Origin of the sequence: Aquimarina sp. Aq78 (assembly GCF_900299525.1) — a bacterium.
Classification (GTDB): domain Bacteria; phylum Bacteroidota; class Bacteroidia; order Flavobacteriales; family Flavobacteriaceae; genus Aquimarina.
Window position 1 is genome coordinate 256,865 of the sequence record NZ_OMKA01000029.1, and the last position, 18,836, is coordinate 275,700.

Below are 18,836 nucleotides of genomic sequence, written 5' to 3' on the forward strand. Positions count from 1 at the left end.
CTTACTTTTCAGGAAAACCATTTACAGATAGTGTTTTTAATTCCTTATCCTGATCTTCATAAATAAAGTATGCTTTGAGTTCACGATGTGTTTCTAAGAATTTTTTTGAGCCTTCTAATCCCATCGACATCAATGCAGTTGCATATGCATCTGCTTCCATACAGGTATTGGCAATAATAGAAACCGCTAGAAGGTTTGATTTTAGAGGATATCCTGTTTTGGTATTCAAAATATGAATATATCGCTCTCCGTTTTCATCAATTTTATACTTTCTATAACCTCCAGAAGTGGCCATAGCTTCATCATGTAATGAAATCACCTTACTATAGGATTGCGTATCATCAAAATTAGGGTCTTCTACTCCTATTTTCCATGGTTTCTGTTTAATTACATTACTTCCTTTACCTCTAATCTCTCCTCCTATCTCAACCAGGTAATTTTCAAATCCTTTGTTTTCAAAAAATTCAGCAAAAACATCTACCCCATATCCTTTTGCCAATGCATTAAAATCGATATACGTTTTAGGGTCATCTTTTACAATTTTATTTCCTACCAATGTTACTTTGTTCAAACCAACCGATAACAACAAGCTATCTATTTTAAGGCTATCTAAAGAGATAATTTTTCCTTCTGGCCCAAAATCCCATGCATTTACCAAAATCCCAATAGTAGGATCAAAAGCACCATTGGTTTCTTTATATATTTTCTTAGAAGCAGTAAATACTTTTACAAAGTATTTATCTATCGTTACTGTAGTATCACCAGAGTTAATTCTGGATATATCAGAATCCTTGATATAAGTAGACATTGATCTATTAATAACATCAATCAAACTGTCATATTCTTTTTCAAAATCATACTCTTTATCATCTATAAACTGAACAGAAAAAGTGGTTCCAAAAGCTTTTCCATTAGTGTAGTTAAGGTGTAATTTAGTCCCCTTTTTACATGAGACAAACAACCCTATTACTATAACTATACCTATTTTTCGAATCATAATTTTAGTTCAAATGAGTTTCTATTGTTTGTAATCCTGCATATTCTAAAACATATTCTTCGTTTAAAAGCAACGGCTTATTTGGGTTTTCAGAATTTTGCAAACCAACACCTGCATAGAATACTTTTGCTTCTTGTTCTATAGCATGTTTTTTAAACGACTCCATCCAGATGACATCATAATTATGAGGGTTATCTGGATACGAAACTACTTTAACAAGTACGAAATATCTTTGATTAGATGTATCAACACACACAAACTGCGGATGTTTTCCCAGAGTGCTATTAATTGCAATAAATTCGAAACCTTTTTTTTCTAATTCTTCACCTACAATATTCATTGCAAGGTTATGTAATTCTTGTTTGGTAAGTATTCTGGCCATAGGATGACAAAGATATTATTTTGGAAACGTTATTCAGAATTATGCTGTGAGTAAATTTATAGCCTTATAAAATATCATAAAACGTAGTTATTATTTTATGCATTCAGAGAAATTATTGTATGTTTAATGTGAGAATTTAGTAGTCCTGAAAAAGTCTATAAAATTATCTTTCTTAGTTTATTAAAATTCTTAACCCTTTTTAATGTAATAACCGTATTAAGCACACCCTATGGAAAATAAAATTACTTTGGCCGGATTAGATTTTGTAATTAATTTTTGTAACAAAATAAATGCTCAACCTATTCCCCTGGCAGAAATCCCACAACAATCTTTAGCTAATATATATGCCAATCCCAAAGGAGAAAGGCATTATATTGTTAATATTATTTCATTTCTACCCGTTAAACTTGATCATTTAGAAAACACCAGTAGTGGTTTGTTTTTAAATGAAGAAAAAACCATATTTTTTAACTATAATGGAGTTACAGATGTAAAAACCAGTATACATACCGAAAGTGGCTTAGTCGTTTCCAGAGATTTTAATATTGTATATGATTCTACAGATCCTATTCCTTCAGAATTTGATATGTACCATATACAGATAGATTATAAAATTGTGTCGCTGAGAACACAGAGTGTAGAAGCTATTGTAGTACATGATAAAAATTTAGATCCCGAAACCGATAGAGGTACAGTGACTACCCCTGCAACGAGTAACCAATAAAATGTATAAAGCGATTATCATATCGTGTGCACTTCTGGGTGGCACTTATATATATGGTCAGTCTCAAAAAACCACCAAACTCAATTTATTTTATAAGCATCTGGATGGTTATTGTAAAGAAAAGGTTGTGGTTACTGATTTTTGTAGCGCTATTGGTTTTTATCGAAATCTTCAACTAGATTCTTGTTATGTATATGCAGGCAAGGCTTTAGAGGTGACCAAAAAACAAGAAGAACTGGACATCTTGTATTATATACAGGGAGTTAGTGCTATTAACAAGAAACTTTTTGTAAAATCCCTCCAAAACATGAACAGTATTTCTGAAAACTTTAAATTCTTAGGACTAAAAGATCATAAACTTGGAGAAATACACTTGGTTTTAGAAAATTATGATCAATCAATACACTATTATACAAAATGGCTGAATCAGGATATGCGAACTAAAGATGAAGTTTTTTTGAAAACAGCATATCACAACATGGGCGTTTCCCATTTACATAAAAAAGATTATGTAAATACAAAGCATTACTTTTCTAAAGAGTTAGCCTTAATCAAAAAGGAAGATACTGCTCTTATTATTCGAGCCAAAATGGAATTTGCCAACGCCTATTATAGCCAGTATAAAGATGAAGAAGCGATCGCTTTATTCAAAGAAGCCTACCAATTAGCTGCACTATTTCATGATGTCAAACTCAAACAAAACGCTGCCAAAAACATGGCGGTGGTAGAAAAAAACAGAAAACGGTATCAAGAAAGTGTCGCTTACTATATAGAATATGGGAAGTGGAAAGATTCTATCTGGAACAGAGATAGAATCTGGGAGCTTACCGAAAAAGACAAACAACTTGCCATTGCACAAAAGGAGCAAGAAATACGGTTACAGGATGAAAAAATAAAGCAGCAAAAAACACAACGTAACGGTCTAATTATAGGCAGTTCGCTCTTACTCTTGTTTATTGGTGTTCTGGGCTATTTTTATAAATTGTTAATTGGTAAAAAGAAATTGATTACAGAACAGAAAGAACAACTAGATATCGCAAACACAACCAAAGATTATCTGTTTTCTGTAGTCTCGCATGATTTACGATCTCCTGTTAATGCATTGAAACGACAGCATGAAAAATTGCTGGATTACATAACAGAAAAAGATTTGTTGGGAATCAAAAAAACTACGGATACTGCAATTACCCTAACAAAATCTACCAGTCATTTATTAAACAATGTACTGCACTGGTCGTTAGAGCAAAGTGAACAATTATTTTTTGAACCCGAAACATATCCTTTAAAACCCATTCTTGAACATGTTATAAGTGATTATGAGTATTTGGCAACAACCAAAGACATTGTACTCCAAACCTTATTAGATGCATCTATTTTGGTTACGGTTGACAAGGAATCTTTAAAAATTGTCATTCGTAATATTCTTGACAATGCTATTAAATACACCAAAAACGAAGGAAAGATCACGATATCATCTGGTGATCACACTGCGAACGAATGTTTTATTGAGATTAAAGATACTGGGGCAGGTATTCCTCCAGAGATTTTAGCCAAAATCAACTCATTACATGATATTACCACTGATAAAATTGATCGGTCTAAAGGAGTAGGTCTTGGGTTATTATTATGTCATACACTCGTTAAAAAAAATAATGGGCAAATACTATTTGATAGCGAGTCTGGTAAAGGAACAAGGATCAAAATTGTATTACCAAAAGGAATTGATTAGTTATAAAAGCCTGTAATAGGTACTTAATGCACCAAAACCATTACCGATGTGGTTTGTGAAATGTATATAGATGAAAACATTAAGATTATTAGTATTAGAAGACGAAGACGAAGAAGCTAAAGAGATTTCAGAATTTTTAAACAATAATAATTTTGAAGTGACGAGAGCCTCAACCATACAGGATGCTGAAAGAAAAATACAGGATCATTTTTTTGATATGATCATTTTGGATATTATGATAGACGGGAAACCAGATGGTATTGTTTTGGCACAACAGATTAATGAGCAACAACTTAACATTCCTTTTTTATTTTTGACCAGTACGCAGAGTAAACATTTTTTTGACCTGGCTAAACTCACACAACCAGCAACCTATTTACTTAAACCATATAACACATTAGAGCTTTTATTTTCTATAGAGCTTGCTATCGAAAAGCACTATAAACAATCTAATACCTTAAGTTTTAACTCAGAAAATGCAGTACTGAGCCCTACTTATATTTTTGTAAAAAAGAATAAAAGTGTTATGAAATTAGCTATAGAATCTATTCATTATATTGAGGTAAAAGAAAAATATTGTAATCTGATAAGTGAAGAAGGTAATTTTTTGATTAAGCTATCCTTAATAAAAGTAAAAGAGTTATTATCAAATCCAAACTTTACACAAGTGCATCGTAATTTTTTGGTCAATATTAAAAAAATTAAAGAAATCTACTTTGAAGACAATCTTATCATATTGATGGACGATGCCAAAATTCCATTTAGCGAACGTTATAAAGCTTTATTTATAAAGGATAACGATATATTAAACTAAATGAATTGTATTACAGGGTATATATCCATTAGCACCAAAAAACAAAGAATTTATGCTTTTCTTAAATATGGCTGCTCCTGCCATAACGGAAAACCCCCATTTCACCATCAGCAGAAGCAGCATATTTTCTATAAAAACTAAATGTATGAACGTTTTATTTTATTTAACTAAATACAAATTCTATAAATGTTTTTAATCGTAAAAAACCAATCTTTATAATTCGTTTTCAAATTACTATTTCCTTCTTCGTGCTCTTTTAATTGGTTATCCAATCTAGCTTCATTATCATTTCCATTATAAAATTAATCAGAAATACGCCATCTCATGAAAACAATGCCATAAGCGTTAAAAACTAAAGCATAAGTGTATCTAAATTGGGTATAACTTATAAGAAATGATCTAATAAAAATGGGAACAACTATTTACTTAAATCTAATAAACTGCGCTTTATCAAAATAATAACTAGGTGTGTATACAGGTTGATTTTCATCAAATCTATACCATGGTGAGATCGTAGTATCTTCAAAATTTTTAAGTAAGCACACATTCTGCGCCGGTGTATTTCCTTGAGCCAGAAGATACATCTTATTTCCTTTTTCGTTTACAATTTCATCTACAACAATCTCGATATGACCGGGGGAACCAGGTTTTACCAGCATATCACCAATTCGTATATCTTTAACAGATATCTTTTTTAGCTCATTATGCATCGATAATGTTCCTGCATAGGTATAGATCAGGTTTAAGTATTTATAAAAATTAGCTTTAGAATAATTGGGTGATGCCGTTTTATGAAATGTTACTTTATTGCCTTTTATTTTTGGGCGATATCCTTGTGCATATTTACTCCATGAGCAATAATGACCCGAGGTAAAATTAAACCCAATTTCGTCTTTTCTGTTTTGCTCCCACAAATACTCTGATCGAATTCTCATCAATGCATCTGCACATTGTTGCAATCCATTTGATGGAACCGGAACTTCCAGAATTGCTTCGTGCCAATTCTGAGCAAAATATTCGCTGTCATCATAATTTATGATCTTACTTCCATAAGGTTTTAGCGGATAATGACGCAAGTATCTCTGAAATGAACCTTGTGCATATTCAACCCTCTTATACCCTTCTGGAATCATAACTCGAGTTGAGATAGAATCTCCCTCCTTATTAACGTGATCAGGTGTTTTAATTACACTTGTTACAGCACCTTTTATGTGATTAGTTACCATTTTACCTTTTGAAGTATTTCTCAATATCAAAAACAAAATGATTACTATAATTAGGGATACTATATATTTCTTCATAACATCATGATTAGTACTAATTCTACCCGTTGTGCATTTGAGGTTTTTTAATTCAAAATTTATCAATTCAAGTGCTTCGACCAACGGAAGAAGTGTATCGAGAATAGAATTTTGATTCAAAAAAGTTATTCTCGATACAATTTTTCTTCATTCTATTCCGAAAAACCACTCGAATTGACACTTTTTTATGCTATTAATTTCTATCTGCGCAACAGGTTAATTCTTTATTTTTTCATATTCATCAGAGGTATAGGCTTTGATTAATTTATCAATTTCATAAAAAGTTATTTCTGAAATACACGTGTCATTATATATTGCTCCAACATCATCAACTTCCATAATTTCAAATTCAATGGCCACAAAATCGTTATACCCCATATGCTGAATATAGTTTTGACTAATATCAATATATTGTGGGGAAATCGATACTTTAGACAAAGAATCTTTTCTGAAACTTACATCTTTCCATTCATCAATTATATATTCTGAATCTATTCCTACTCCTATGGTTCTGATAGTAATATTAGCAACTCTATTATTGTTATACCAAGTTTCTTTAGATTTCGAATATCCCGGAACTATTCTAATTACATAAGGCAAAGCACTCTTATTTTTAAAAGTAATCCTAATTTTTTCTCCTATACCAGAACCTGAAAGACCTTCGACCCACGCTGTATGATCATTGTCATCTATAAGGTTATTTTCAGAATAATCCTGATTTTTACTTCGTAAAACACTAGTGGCCTTACAAGTATCAACCATCAATCGTTTTAATGTATATTTATTATGAAACGCTCCATCAAATTCAACGATAGTAATCAAAGAATCTCTGGATATTTTTATGTTTTGAGAAAACAAAGACTGACCAACCATACCGATCAAAAAAGAAACCAATACCGATAAAAATGAGTGTTTTAGTTTATCCATAATCAATACTGTATTAAAAACCTTGGTATCCAAAAATAAAAAAACCGGTATAATTACTTATACCGGTTTACAGTGAATTATCTAAATATTTTCCTGATTATCAGAAAATAGTAGTAAATGCTAGATTTTATCCTCCAAAATCATCGAATCTAATATGCTCATCTGGGATACCAAAATCTTCTCCCATTTTTTGAACAGCTTTATTCATTAATGGTGGTCCACAGAAGTATAGCTCTATATCTTCTGGAGACTCATGATGATTTAGATAGTTATCGATTACACAATTATGTATAAATCCAACAAATCCATCTCCTTCGGCATCAATATCGCTTTTAACTTTCCAGTTATCTTCTTCTAATGGTTCTGATAATGCAAGGTAAAACTTAAAGTTAGGGAAATTCTTTTCTAAATCATAGAAGTGATCTAAGTAGAACAATTCACGTTTAGAACGACCTCCGTACCAATACGTTACTTTACGACCAGTTTCTAAGGTTTTGAATAGATGATACAAGTGAGAACGCATTGGCGCCATACCTGCTCCTCCTCCAACATAAAGCATCTCTGAATCTGATTCATTAATAAAGAATTCTCCGTAAGGGCCAGAAATAACTACTTTATCTCCTGGCTTCTGAGCAAAAATATAAGATGAAGCAACTCCTGGGTTTACATCCATCCATCCATTTTTAGATCGATCCCATGGTGGTGTAGCAATACGTACATTAAGCATTATCTCTCTTCCTTCTGCAGGGTAAGAGGCCATAGAATAAGCACGCTCTACAGTTTCATCATTTTTCATCACTAGTGGCCATAGACCAAATTTATCCCATTCTGCCTGAAACTTATCTGGAGTTTCATGCTCTTCTGGATGCGCAGTGATATCAATATCCGAATATTTAATTTCACATTGTGGAATCTCAATTTGGATATATCCTCCTGCTTTATATCCCATATCTTCAGGAATACGAACTACAAATTCTTTGATAAAGGACGCTACGTTATAATTACGTACAACCTCAGCTTCCCATTTCTTAATTCCGAATACTTCTTCCGGAACTTCGATATTCATATTTTGTTTCACCTTAACTTGGCAGGCTAAACGTGCTCCATGCTGTAACTCTTTTCGCGAAAAATGAGGCGTCTCTGTTGGTAATGCTTCTCCACCACCTTCTAATACGTGACATTCGCACTGGATACAAGTCCCACCACCACCACAAGCGGATGGTAAAAATATTTTCTGAGCTCCTAAAGTTGATAATAATGTCCCTCCTGAAGCTACTTCAATTTCTTTTTCGCCATTAATGGTAATCTTTACAGGTCCAGATGGTAGTAACTTATCTTTTGCAAATAATAAGATTCCTACTAAAACAAGAATCAGCACCAAAAACGAAATAATGGTTATCGCTATTGTTCCAGCGGTAGATGCTAAAAATATCATATTATTTAAGTATTGTAACGTTAGTATTTTCGGCTACTTCTTTTGTAGTCTCTTTTTTTTCAACCTGAACAGCTTTAGGCTCTTTTTCTTCTTCTTCGCCTCCTGTTAACATTCCTCCAAAGCTCATAAAGCCAATCGCCATTAATCCTGTAAGAATAAATGTAATCCCTAACCCTCGTAAAGGGGCTGGCACATTAGAGTATCTGATTTTTTCACGGATCGCTGCGATAGCAAGAATAGCTAAAAACCATCCTATTCCTGATCCTATACCATACACTGCTGCGTGAGAAATAGTTGCAAATTCTTTTTGTTGCATAAACAAAGATCCTCCAAGAATTGCGCAGTTTACCGCAATTAATGGTAAAAATATACCCAGAGAGTTATATAAGGATGGTGAAAATTTCTCAACTACTATCTCTACCAATTGTACCATAGTAGCAATAGTTGCAATAAACAATATAAAGGTTAAGAAACTTAAGTCATAATCTGCATATTCTGGTCCTAACCATACCAAAGCGCCTTCTCTAAGAATATATTTATCTAACAAAAAGTTTAGCGGTACTGTAATTGCCAATACAAATATCACTGCAGCTCCCAGTCCTACCGCAGTAGATACTTTTTTGGATACAGCAAGGTATGAACACATTCCTAAGAAGAATGCGAATACCATATTATCTATAAAGATCGATTTTAAAAATAATTCTAAATATTCCATGTCTCTTTATTTTAATGATCTTCTATTAATGCTTTATTTCTACTTCTCTGGATCCAAATAATAATTCCAACAGTAATTAACGCCATAGGTGCTAATACCATAAAACCATTATTTTCATAACCTATAGCATACAATCCGGTCTTTTCGATTGGATCACCTAATACTTTAGCACCAAATAATGTTCCTGATCCTAATAACTCTCTAAAGAAAGCTACTATAACCAATAATACTCCATAACCCGCAGCATTACCTACACCATCTAAGAATGATTTCCATGGACCATTACCTAAAGCGAATGCTTCAAAACGTCCCATGATAATACAGTTGGTAATTATCAATCCTATAAATACAGAAAGCTCTTTACTTAATGTATAAGCAAAAGCTTTTAATACTTGATCTACTACTATTACTAAGGCTGCTACCACCACCAATTGAACAATAATTCTAATTTTTGAAGGGATAATATTTCTCATCAAAGAGATGACTACATTACCTATTCCTAATACAAAAATTACTGAGATTGCCATTACAATCGAAGGTTTCAATTGTGCAGTAATCGCCAAAGCTGAACATATTCCTAATACTTGAATAGTAATTGGGTTATTATCGGCAAGAGGGTCTGTTAATAATTTCTTGTTTTTCTTCGAAAACAAAGGCTCTTTAGGCTCTTTTACTTTAACTTTTTCTTCTGTTACTTCAGCCATCTGTTATTTTTTTAAAGTTTCGAAATAAGGTTGATACATCTTTATTCCTTTCTTTACCATTGCTGTAACACCATCACCTGTAATTGTTGCTCCGGCCATGGCATCTACTTCATTATCACTTTTATCTACATTTTTAGGATCTGCATTTCCTTTTTTAACAGTAATTCCTTTATAGTTTCCTGAAGCATCCAATATACTTTCTCCTATAAAATCATCTCTAAAATAAGCTTCCTTAATGTTAGCACCTAATCCAGGAGTTTCTCCTTTGTGATCAAAAAATGCTCCTTTTACAGTTTTAAACTCTTTATCTAAAGAGACATAACCCCAAATTGCATCCCAAAGACCGTTACCTCTCATAGGAACCACATAAAACTCTTCTCCGTCTTTCTTACCTATAAACAAAGGAAGTTTTCTTTGATAATTAGCATCTTGCTTAATTTTATCATTTTCCTTTTTCACTTCTATACTAAAAGCGTCACTTGTTTTCTCTGCAGAACTACCAGTAATGATATATTGCTCATCACCAACATATTTATCGAACAACTCCTGTGCTTTTTCTGCAGGCACAAATTCATTAGGATCTTCTGTATCTGCAATACCCATTGCAAACAAAATATTCTGCTGTTTTTCTGTACGCTTATTAGCATCTATTCTACCTTTCAATGAAGATGCAGTAAATGCTAATAATGAACCAACCACAACTACCATTGCAATGGCAAATATGATCGTGTATGAATTTTTATCTGTATTCATCGCCATGATTAAGCCGTTTTTAGTTTTAAACGTTTCATTCTTTTCTTGATATTACCCTGAACCACGTAGTGATCAATAGTTGGAGCAAATACGTTCATTAATAGAATTGCTAGCATTACTCCTTCTGGATATGCAGGATTGAATACTCTGATTAATATAGAGATAAATCCAATCAAGAATCCATATATCCATTTTCCTTTATTCGTTTGTGATGCAGTTACCGGATCGGTAGCCATAAATACAACTCCAAAAGCAAAACCACCGATAATTAGATGATGCCAGAATTCTGTACTCATCAAACTATAGAATTTACTTCCTTCACTAATCCATCCTGCGTTTACAACTCCATTAAAAATTAATCCCATAGCTAAGGCTCCAAGAACGGCACTTGCCATAATTCTCCAACTTCCAATCTTGGTAAAGATTAAGAATAACCCTCCTAATAAAATCAATACTGCAGAAGTTTCGCCTACAGAACCAGGAATAAATCCTAAAAACATATCAGCAACTGAGTATGAAATTTCTTTTCCTTGTGCTAAGCTTCCCAGAACAGTTTCTCCAGATATTGCATCTAACTGTGCTCCACCAGCTATTTCGCTAGCTCTTTCTACAGCACCATGCACCCATACTTTATCTCCAGACATCCATGTTGGATAAGCGAAGAATAAAAATGCTCTTATTGTAAGTGCTGGATTCAGGATATTCATACCTGTTCCTCCAAATACTTCTTTACCAATTACTACTCCAAAGATTACTGCAACTGCCAGCATCCATAATGGAGTATCTATTGGAACAATTAATGGTACTAGCATTCCTGTAACCAAATATCCTTCTTCTACTTCATGTCCTTTTATTACCGCAAATAGAAATTCTACTCCAAGTCCAACCCCGTAAGAAATAACAACTAATGGTAATACTTTCCATAGTCCAACAACAAGATTATCAATTGACCAGAATCCTGCACTAAAAAAACCATTAGCTACAGCTTCTATTTCTCCTGCTGCAAGATGATGTTGATATCCTGCATTAAACATTCCAAATATTAAACATGGTAATAATGCCATGATCACCGTATTCATGGTACGTTTTAAATCATCTGCTCCACGAACATGAGATCCAGAATGTGTAGTTTCATTAGGTAAATACAAAAATGTATGGATTGCATTAAATGCAGGAGCCATTTTTTTGCCTTTATACTTAAGTTTTAGTTTATGTAATTTATCTTTTAATCCCATAGCACTATCCTATTTCTTTTAACATTAAATCTAACCCTTCTCTTATGATTTGCTGATGTGGTTGTTTAGAAACACATACAAATTCAGTTAGGGCAAAATCTTCTGGAGCAACCTCATACATACCTAACTGCTCCATTGCATCCAGATCATTTACCGCACAAGCCTTAAGTAACTGCAATGGGTAAATATCTAAAGGAAATACATTTTCATAATTTCCTGTAACTACAAAAGCTCTATGCTCACCATTTGTATTGGTAGTAAGTTCATACTTTTTATTAGGAAATAACCAGGAAAAAGTAAGTGCTCTAGAAGGTGAAATCTTATTGAAAATAGGTTTATTCCATCCAAAAAGTTCATAATCGTCTCCTTCGGGAATAACTGTTATGGTATTATGATAATATCCAAGGTAACCATCTGGTTTTACATTTTCTCCTGTAAGCACATCTCCACTAATCACTCTAATATTTCCTTCATCATGTACTCCAGAAGTGTATACTACTGATGACACCTCTGCCCCAATCTTAGTTTTAAAATACTTAGGAGCTTTAACAGAAGAACCTACCAAAGCTATTGTTCTTTCTGCATTATATTTTCCAGTTAATAATAATTCCCCAATAACTACTAAGTCTTGTGGATTTACTACCCAAACTGTTTCTCCTTTATTAATAGGATCTATTTTGGCCATTTGTACACTCACATTCCCTGCAGGATGAGGTCCTGAAACGTTATGAAGTGTGCTATTCTCTAAGCCAGATAGTGGTGAGTTTCCTTTTTTACCAACAGAAATATGTACTTTACCTTCAGTTAATTTGCTTAAAGCAGTAACTGCAGCTTGAAGTTCTTTTTCTTTCCCTTCTAGTATGTAATCACTATCTGCCGCAAGTGGAGCAGTTGTATATCCTGAAACAAAAATAGCTTTTGGAGCTACATCAGGGTTAGCAATTACGTCATACGGACGTTGTTTAATAAATGGCCAGCAACCTGATGCTAAAAGGTGGGTTTTAATATCATCCCCACTCATAGAATTCACATCCTTTACACCAAAGTCTGCATATTTCTGTTCCTTGTCTCCAAGAATCTTAAAAGCTAAAATCTTTCTTTTGGCACCACGTACAATCTCTATTACCTCTCCACTGACAGGAGAAGGAAAAAGCATTTTTTCATTAGATTTTGAATAAAAAAGTGGTTCGCCGGCTTTAACTTCTGTACCTTGTTTAGCAACAACCTTTGGCACTATACCGTGAAAATCATCAGGCCTAATTGCGTACACATTACTTCTGATGGCGTCTACAGTAACTTTTTCTGCTTCGCCAACGAGTTTAATGTCTAAGCCTTTTCTGATACGAATGTCTTTTGACATATTTGTAGTCTATGTTAATTAACTAAAAAAATCGTGCAAATTTACTAATTAAAACACGTAAGTGAAAGCTGGTTCTCCTATAAGATAATTATTTATAATGTTTCTAAATAATGATTCGTAACTAAAAAAAACACTCTCCATTCTTTAGGCACACATTTTGCTTATATTTATACCCGTAATTCTCTATATGATGTCACAAAGACCTAAACCATCCCTATTACTTCTATTACTACTTATTAGTGTTCCTAATCATTTTTTTGGACAATCATCTATAAGTGAAACCAATACTGCCAATCACATTAAAACAATCCAACTACTTACGGGTGCAGAATTTTCTGGAATACCTATCCTTAAACTTGGAGCTCCTTTTAGAATTACTTTTGATGACATTAATGGCGATGAATCTGATTATTATTACAGAATAAGTCATTATAACTTTGATTGGACACCCTCTTCTTTATACAAGAATGAATATCTGGATGGTTTTGACGAAATCAGGATTGTAACCTATGAAAATTCTTTCAACACATTACAGATGTATAGTCATTATAGCCTAAGTATTCCAAATGAAGATACCAGAAGGCTTAAAGTAAGCGGAAACTATCTCATAGAAATATATGATGATAATGATGAAGTGGTGTTCTCTAGAAAGTTTATTGTTTACGAGCCTTTAACATCAGTAAAAGTGTACACAAAGAGATCCAGAGATCTCAAACACATAGATACCAAACAATCAGTTCAATTCGAAATAAACTCACCAAATGAAATTTTAAGAAACCCTCGACAAACAGTAAAAACCTTAGTAATGCAAAATAACGATCTCAAAAATGCGATTACTAATCTGGTCCCTCAATTTACCATTGCTAATAGCCTAGTATACAAATACGATCAAGAGTCTAGTTTTTGGGGCGGAAATGAATACTTATTTTTTGACAGCAAGGACATTAGAGCTTCTACTGTAAGTACGCGAAGCATAGAACTAAGAGATATCTACCACAATTATCTATATTCTAATCGGGTTAGAGCTAATCGAAGATATACGTATAACCCCGATATCAATGGTAATTTTGTTATCAGAAATCTAGATGCCGAAAATAATAATGTTGAAGCAGATTATGTTTGGATGCACTTTTCACTAGAGTGCTACGAACCTCTGGAAGGAGGAGAAATTCACCTTTATGGTAATTTCAACAACTATACTCTTGATGAATCAACACTTCTTCAATACGATAAAGAAAGTGGCGGATACTTCAACAAAAGCATTTTTAAACAGGGATTTTATAATTACAAATATGTCCTCTTAAGACCAGATGGAACTATAGATCCAGGTTTTATTAGTGGTAATTTTGATGAAACTGAAAATGAATACACAGTGATACCTTATTACAGAGCTCCCGGAGCACGTTATGACAGGGCTATCGGAAAAGGAATAGGGAACTCAGCTACTATTACAAATTAAGATAACTGCATTCATCTTTTAGGCTTGTTTAGCTTCTTTTTATTCTACAACAGCAATTTTAAGAGATTTGCTCAGATTCTCAATCATTTTATCCATAAACACCACTTTTTCTTCAAAAGAAAAAAATTTAACCTTGCATTTCTACAAGAGTTATTCGTGCTATATCTACACTTTCTACAAAACAGCTATTAAGAACAATATATTTCAAAACAACAGCTCAAATACACTTCACTATACAAATCTTTAGTCGAACACTAATTCTACGTGATTTATTAAATACAACCAAATTAAACCATACAATAAAATCAGTTTTTTTATTGTTTACATTATTACAACTCTCTTAAAACCACTCATAATGAAAACTTTACTTAAAACTTATCTATTCATTATAGTCACACTATCAACCTGTGGTTATATTCATTCACAAATCACTTACAAATCTATTTTTCCAAATATTAGTTTTGAATTCCCTGTAGAAATTCAATGTATAAACAATGGATCAGATCGAATGTTTGTTGTAGAACAAAACGGAAAAATTAAAGTATTCCCGAAAAATGAAAATGTAACCTCATCACAAGTAAACACCTTTCTTAACATTACAGATCGTGTTCAATTCTCTAACGGTCAAGAATTAGGACTTTTAGGTTTTGCTTTTCATCCTAATTATAGTAGTAACGGCTATTTTTATGTGTACTACACTAAAAACAGTCCTGTTTCTGGTATTTCTACACGAATGGTGTTATCTCGTTTTACCGTTAAAACAGACAACCCTAACCTTGCAGATCCCAATAGCGAACTCATACTCTTTCAATTTGACAAAAATCAAGATAACAGCAATCATAATGGAGGAAAAATAGGGTTTGGCCCAGATTCTTATCTTTATATCTCTTTTGGAGATGGTGGTGGAGCAAATGACCCTAAACGCAATGGACAAAACAAAAATACTGTATTCGGAAGTATATGTCGTATTGATGTTGATCTTGACGGGAGCAACCCTGTAGAAAGCAACCCTATTTTACCAAATGGCAATTATGAAATCCCAAGTGACAACCCATTTGTAGGAACTGATGGCTTAGATGAAATTTATGCTTATGGAATTAGAAATACCTGGAAATTTTCTTTTGATAAACCTACAGGAAGAATGTGGGGAGCAGATGTAGGACAAAATGCATTTGAAGAAATTAATCTTATCAAAAATGGTAAAAATTATGGATGGAGCAGGTTCGAAGGCACCTCTGTAGCCAACAGTAATGTAATTATTTCAGGCCCTGTAGAATCTCCAATATTTAATTATAACCATAACCAAGGTGATGTTTCAATTACTGGAGGTTATGTATATAGAGGTTCCAAAATTACCAGTCTAACCCCCGATATCAATTCAAAATATATTTTTAGCGACTATGTAAGTGGTAGAGTTTGGGCATTAAATTACAATCCCTCTACAGGAAATACCTCCAGCGAATTATTATTTAAAACCAATGGATTATATATCTCTTCTTTTGGTCTGGACACAGAGGGGGAATTATATTTTAGCAGCTATGGAAACAATGCCAAAATATACAAGCTCACTGATGGGAACACATCACCTCCAGGTACTGTAGTAAATGGAATCGGATCTTGGAGCTCACTAAACCAAGGAGTTAACGGAGGTGTGCAAGCAATAGCATCAGACTCTAATGGAAACATATACCACGGAGGCAATTTTAGTAAAGCAGGAAATATAAATGCGAATAATATTGCTGTGTGGAACAAAAACTCTGGCTGGTCTACCTTGGGTAGTGGAGCAAACGGCAGTATCAATACATTAAAAATTGCCTCAAACGGAAATCTGTATGCAGGTGGAGTTTTCACCAAAATTGGCGGAATTAATGCGAATAATATTGCAGTATGGAATGGATCACAATGGTCTGCATTAGGTTCTGGAATTGATGGAACAGTTGCTGTAATAGAAACAGATAGCAACAATAATGTTTTTGTTGGCGGAGTATTTAAAACCATTAATGGGACTACAGTAAGAAATATTGCTAAATGGAATGGTAGTCAATGGTCAGCATTAGAAGATGTAACAAATAAAAAATCAGGAACTAATAACGAAATTCGATCCTTAGCAATAGGGAGTGATGGAACTTTATATGTAGGAGGTAATTTTGATGAAGCAGGAGGTAATATAGCTAAAAGAATTGCAACATGGAACGGATCTAATTGGGGAACATTGGGAGATGGAACCAGTGGGTTTGTTGAAGCTATAACAACCACCCCAACCACTATCTATATTGGTGGAAATTTTGCTCTTGCAGGAAATACAACCGTAAATAGAATTGCAAAATGGAACATCGCAACCAATAGCTGGTCAAAACTAGGTAATGGAGTTAACAACAATGTCCGCTCATTACTTCATGATGGAACTCATTTATACGCTGCTGGAGCTTTTACTACTGCCTCTGACAATAACAGTAATAAAATTGTCAACAATATCGCTCAATGGAGTGAAAACAACGGATGGAAAGCTTTAGGAACCAATACCAACGTTGGTGTTGATATCATCATTAACGCTATAACACTCTCTTCTCAAACTAAAGAAATATTTGTTGGTGGCAATTTTTCCAAAGCAGGAGCTATAAATGCTAAAAACACTGCTTCATGGAGCAACTCACCAAACACCTCATGCACAGCAACTGTACCTACAGAAGTATCTTCTTCTGCAGTGGGATCTGACACAGCTACTATTGGTTGGACTGCAGTAGCTGGTGCAACTTATGACCTACGCTACAGACAAACAGGAACAACAACATGGACAACTTCTGCAGAAAATGGAACTTCTAAAGTCATTTCTGGATTAAACCCTTCTACGGCTTATGAAGTACAGGTAAGAAGTAAGTGTACCGATGGAACTACTTCTAATTATAGTAGCTCTACTAATTTTACAACTACAGATGTACAACTCAACTACTGCGCCTCTAATGGGCAAAGTATAACAGATGAATATATCAGTAATGTAAAATTAGGAACCATCAATAAAACATCGACTGGAGGAAGCGGTGGATACAACGATTTTACTGCTGAATCTACTAATCTTTCTAAAGGAAATGCTAACACTATTACTATCACTCCTACTTGGACAGGAAGAAAATATGATGAAGGATACAGTGTATGGATTGATTATAACCAAGATGGGGATTTTGCTGATACAGGAGAACAAGTATGGACTAATGCTGCTTCACAAACAACTCCGGTAAGTGGTGACTTTACTGTGCCTGCAACAGCAAAAAATGGAAACACCAGAATGAGAGTATCTATGAAATACAATGCAATACCAACTCCATGTGAGTCATTTGATTATGGAGAAGTAGAAGATTACACAGTTGTTATAAGTGGATCTGGTGCAGATACTCAAGCTCCTTCTGCTCCTGTCGGATTAACAGCTTCTAATGTTGCTCAAACTACACTTACGCTATCCTGGGATGCAGCTACTGATAATGTAGGAGTTACGGGATATGATGTATATCAAGGAGCTACTAATCTTGGATCGGTAACAGCAACTACAAGAAACATTACTGGATTAACCGCTAACACAGCATACCAGTTTACTGTAAAAGCTAAAGATGCTGCAGGAAATGAATCTACAGTAAGTAGTACCCTAAATGTAACTACCGCTGGAGCATCTTCTACTTATGATGTAAAACTGCGTATTACTTTTGACAGATATCCACAGGATACCAGTTGGGAGATTAAAGATGTTAGCGATCAAGTAATACACTCTGGAGGATCATACGAATCACAAGCAGCTAATTCTACTATAAACATTACTAAAACTCTAGACAAAGGTTGTTACACTTTTGTAATAAAGGATGCATATAGTGATGGACTTTGCTGTAGGTATGGTAACGGATCTTACGAACTAACTAATGTCTCCACTAATACCATTTTAGCTTCAGGTGCTTCCTTTACTTCAGAAGAAATCAAAAATTTCTGTGTTGGTACTAATAGTACTAATCTAAAAATAGATTTAGACAATTCTAGTTTTAAAATTTATCCAAACCCTGCAGAAAGTTTTATAATTATAAAAACCAATAATTCTAACAATTCAAGCTTCAAAATTGTTAACAAAATTGGTCAAATTATAAAAACAGGAATAATATCCAGAAATAAAATAGAATTAAATAATTTACCTTCTGGATTATATTTTATTTCAGTTACATCAAATACAAAAACTCAAATTAAAAAATTCATTATAAAGTAAACAAAACACATTGATTTAATTAAAGTTGTTTAAAAATAAATAACCCCCGATTCGTTGGGGG

15 protein-coding genes are annotated in these 18,836 nt (G+C 33.6%); 5 read left to right on the top strand and 10 right to left on the bottom strand.

What is annotated here, in order from left to right; all coding sequences use genetic code 11:
• Position 1: 1 nt before the first annotated feature.
• On the bottom strand, positions 2–997 hold the full coding sequence (locus tag DG435_RS20645; protein ID WP_106793129.1) for an FAD:protein FMN transferase: 996 nt from the start codon (positions 995–997) through the stop codon (positions 2–4).
• Between the two features lie 4 nt (positions 998–1,001).
• On the bottom strand, positions 1,002–1,379 hold the full coding sequence (locus DG435_RS20650) for a Na(+)-translocating NADH-quinone reductase subunit F (protein WP_106793130.1): 378 nt from the start codon (positions 1,377–1,379) through the stop codon (positions 1,002–1,004).
• A 229-nt stretch (positions 1,380–1,608) separates the two neighbouring features.
• Between DG435_RS20650 and DG435_RS20655 the strand changes: the two genes are divergently transcribed.
• The 3 genes from DG435_RS20655 to DG435_RS20665 all read left to right on the top strand — a co-directional run bounded on the left by DG435_RS20655 (position 1,609) and on the right by DG435_RS20665 (position 4,646).
• Positions 1,609–2,103 (top strand): hypothetical protein, encoded by a 495-nt coding sequence (locus DG435_RS20655; protein WP_106793131.1) that lies wholly within the window; start codon positions 1,609–1,611, stop codon positions 2,101–2,103.
• A gap of 1 nt (position 2,104) precedes the next feature.
• On the top strand, positions 2,105–3,832 hold the full coding sequence (locus tag DG435_RS20660) for a tetratricopeptide repeat-containing sensor histidine kinase (protein WP_106793132.1): 1,728 nt from the start codon (positions 2,105–2,107) through the stop codon (positions 3,830–3,832).
• Positions 3,833–3,902: 70 nt separating this feature from the next.
• Positions 3,903–4,646, top strand: a complete 744-nt coding sequence (locus DG435_RS20665; protein ID WP_106793133.1) for a LytTR family DNA-binding domain-containing protein — start codon at positions 3,903–3,905, stop codon at positions 4,644–4,646.
• Between the two features lie 422 nt (positions 4,647–5,068).
• Here the strand turns inward: DG435_RS20665 and DG435_RS20670 are convergent, their stop codons facing one another.
• The 8 genes from DG435_RS20670 to DG435_RS20705 form a co-directional block, all read right to left on the bottom strand.
• Positions 5,069–5,947 carry a DUF4846 domain-containing protein gene (locus DG435_RS20670; protein WP_106793163.1) on the bottom strand — a complete coding sequence of 293 codons (879 nt, stop codon included), beginning with the start codon at positions 5,945–5,947 and terminating at the stop codon, positions 5,069–5,071.
• A gap of 216 nt (positions 5,948–6,163) precedes the next feature.
• Positions 6,164–6,874: a hypothetical protein gene (locus DG435_RS20675; protein WP_106793134.1), complete on the bottom strand. Its 711-nt coding sequence runs from the start codon at positions 6,872–6,874 to the stop codon at positions 6,164–6,166.
• Between the two features lie 127 nt (positions 6,875–7,001).
• Positions 7,002–8,309 carry an NADH:ubiquinone reductase (Na(+)-transporting) subunit F gene (gene nqrF / locus DG435_RS20680; RefSeq protein ID WP_106793135.1) on the bottom strand — a complete coding sequence of 436 codons (1,308 nt, stop codon included), beginning with the start codon at positions 8,307–8,309 and terminating at the stop codon, positions 7,002–7,004.
• A gap of 1 nt (position 8,310) precedes the next feature.
• Positions 8,311–9,024, bottom strand: coding sequence for an NADH:ubiquinone reductase (Na(+)-transporting) subunit E (gene nqrE / locus DG435_RS20685; RefSeq protein WP_024772804.1), 714 nt, complete (start codon positions 9,022–9,024; stop codon positions 8,311–8,313).
• Between the two features lie 11 nt (positions 9,025–9,035).
• On the bottom strand, positions 9,036–9,728 hold the full coding sequence (locus DG435_RS20690; RefSeq protein WP_051473916.1) for an NADH:ubiquinone reductase (Na(+)-transporting) subunit D: 693 nt from the start codon (positions 9,726–9,728) through the stop codon (positions 9,036–9,038).
• Between the two features lie 3 nt (positions 9,729–9,731).
• Positions 9,732–10,487, bottom strand: a complete 756-nt coding sequence (locus tag DG435_RS20695; RefSeq protein ID WP_106793136.1) for a Na(+)-translocating NADH-quinone reductase subunit C — start codon at positions 10,485–10,487, stop codon at positions 9,732–9,734.
• A gap of 2 nt (positions 10,488–10,489) precedes the next feature.
• Complete coding sequence (locus DG435_RS20700; protein ID WP_106793137.1) at positions 10,490–11,716, bottom strand: NADH:ubiquinone reductase (Na(+)-transporting) subunit B; 1,227 nt, start codon at positions 11,714–11,716, stop codon at positions 10,490–10,492.
• A gap of 4 nt (positions 11,717–11,720) precedes the next feature.
• On the bottom strand, positions 11,721–13,076 hold the full coding sequence (locus tag DG435_RS20705) for a Na(+)-translocating NADH-quinone reductase subunit A (RefSeq protein ID WP_106793138.1): 1,356 nt from the start codon (positions 13,074–13,076) through the stop codon (positions 11,721–11,723).
• 187 nt (positions 13,077–13,263) lie between these two features.
• On the opposite strand from DG435_RS20705, the gene DG435_RS20710 reads away from it, so the two are divergent.
• Complete coding sequence (locus tag DG435_RS20710; protein WP_234387120.1) at positions 13,264–14,535, top strand: DUF5103 domain-containing protein; 1,272 nt, start codon at positions 13,264–13,266, stop codon at positions 14,533–14,535.
• A 355-nt stretch (positions 14,536–14,890) separates the two neighbouring features.
• On the top strand, positions 14,891–18,775 hold the full coding sequence (locus DG435_RS20715) for a PQQ-dependent sugar dehydrogenase (protein WP_106793140.1): 3,885 nt from the start codon (positions 14,891–14,893) through the stop codon (positions 18,773–18,775).
• Positions 18,776–18,836: the final 61 nt, after the last annotated feature.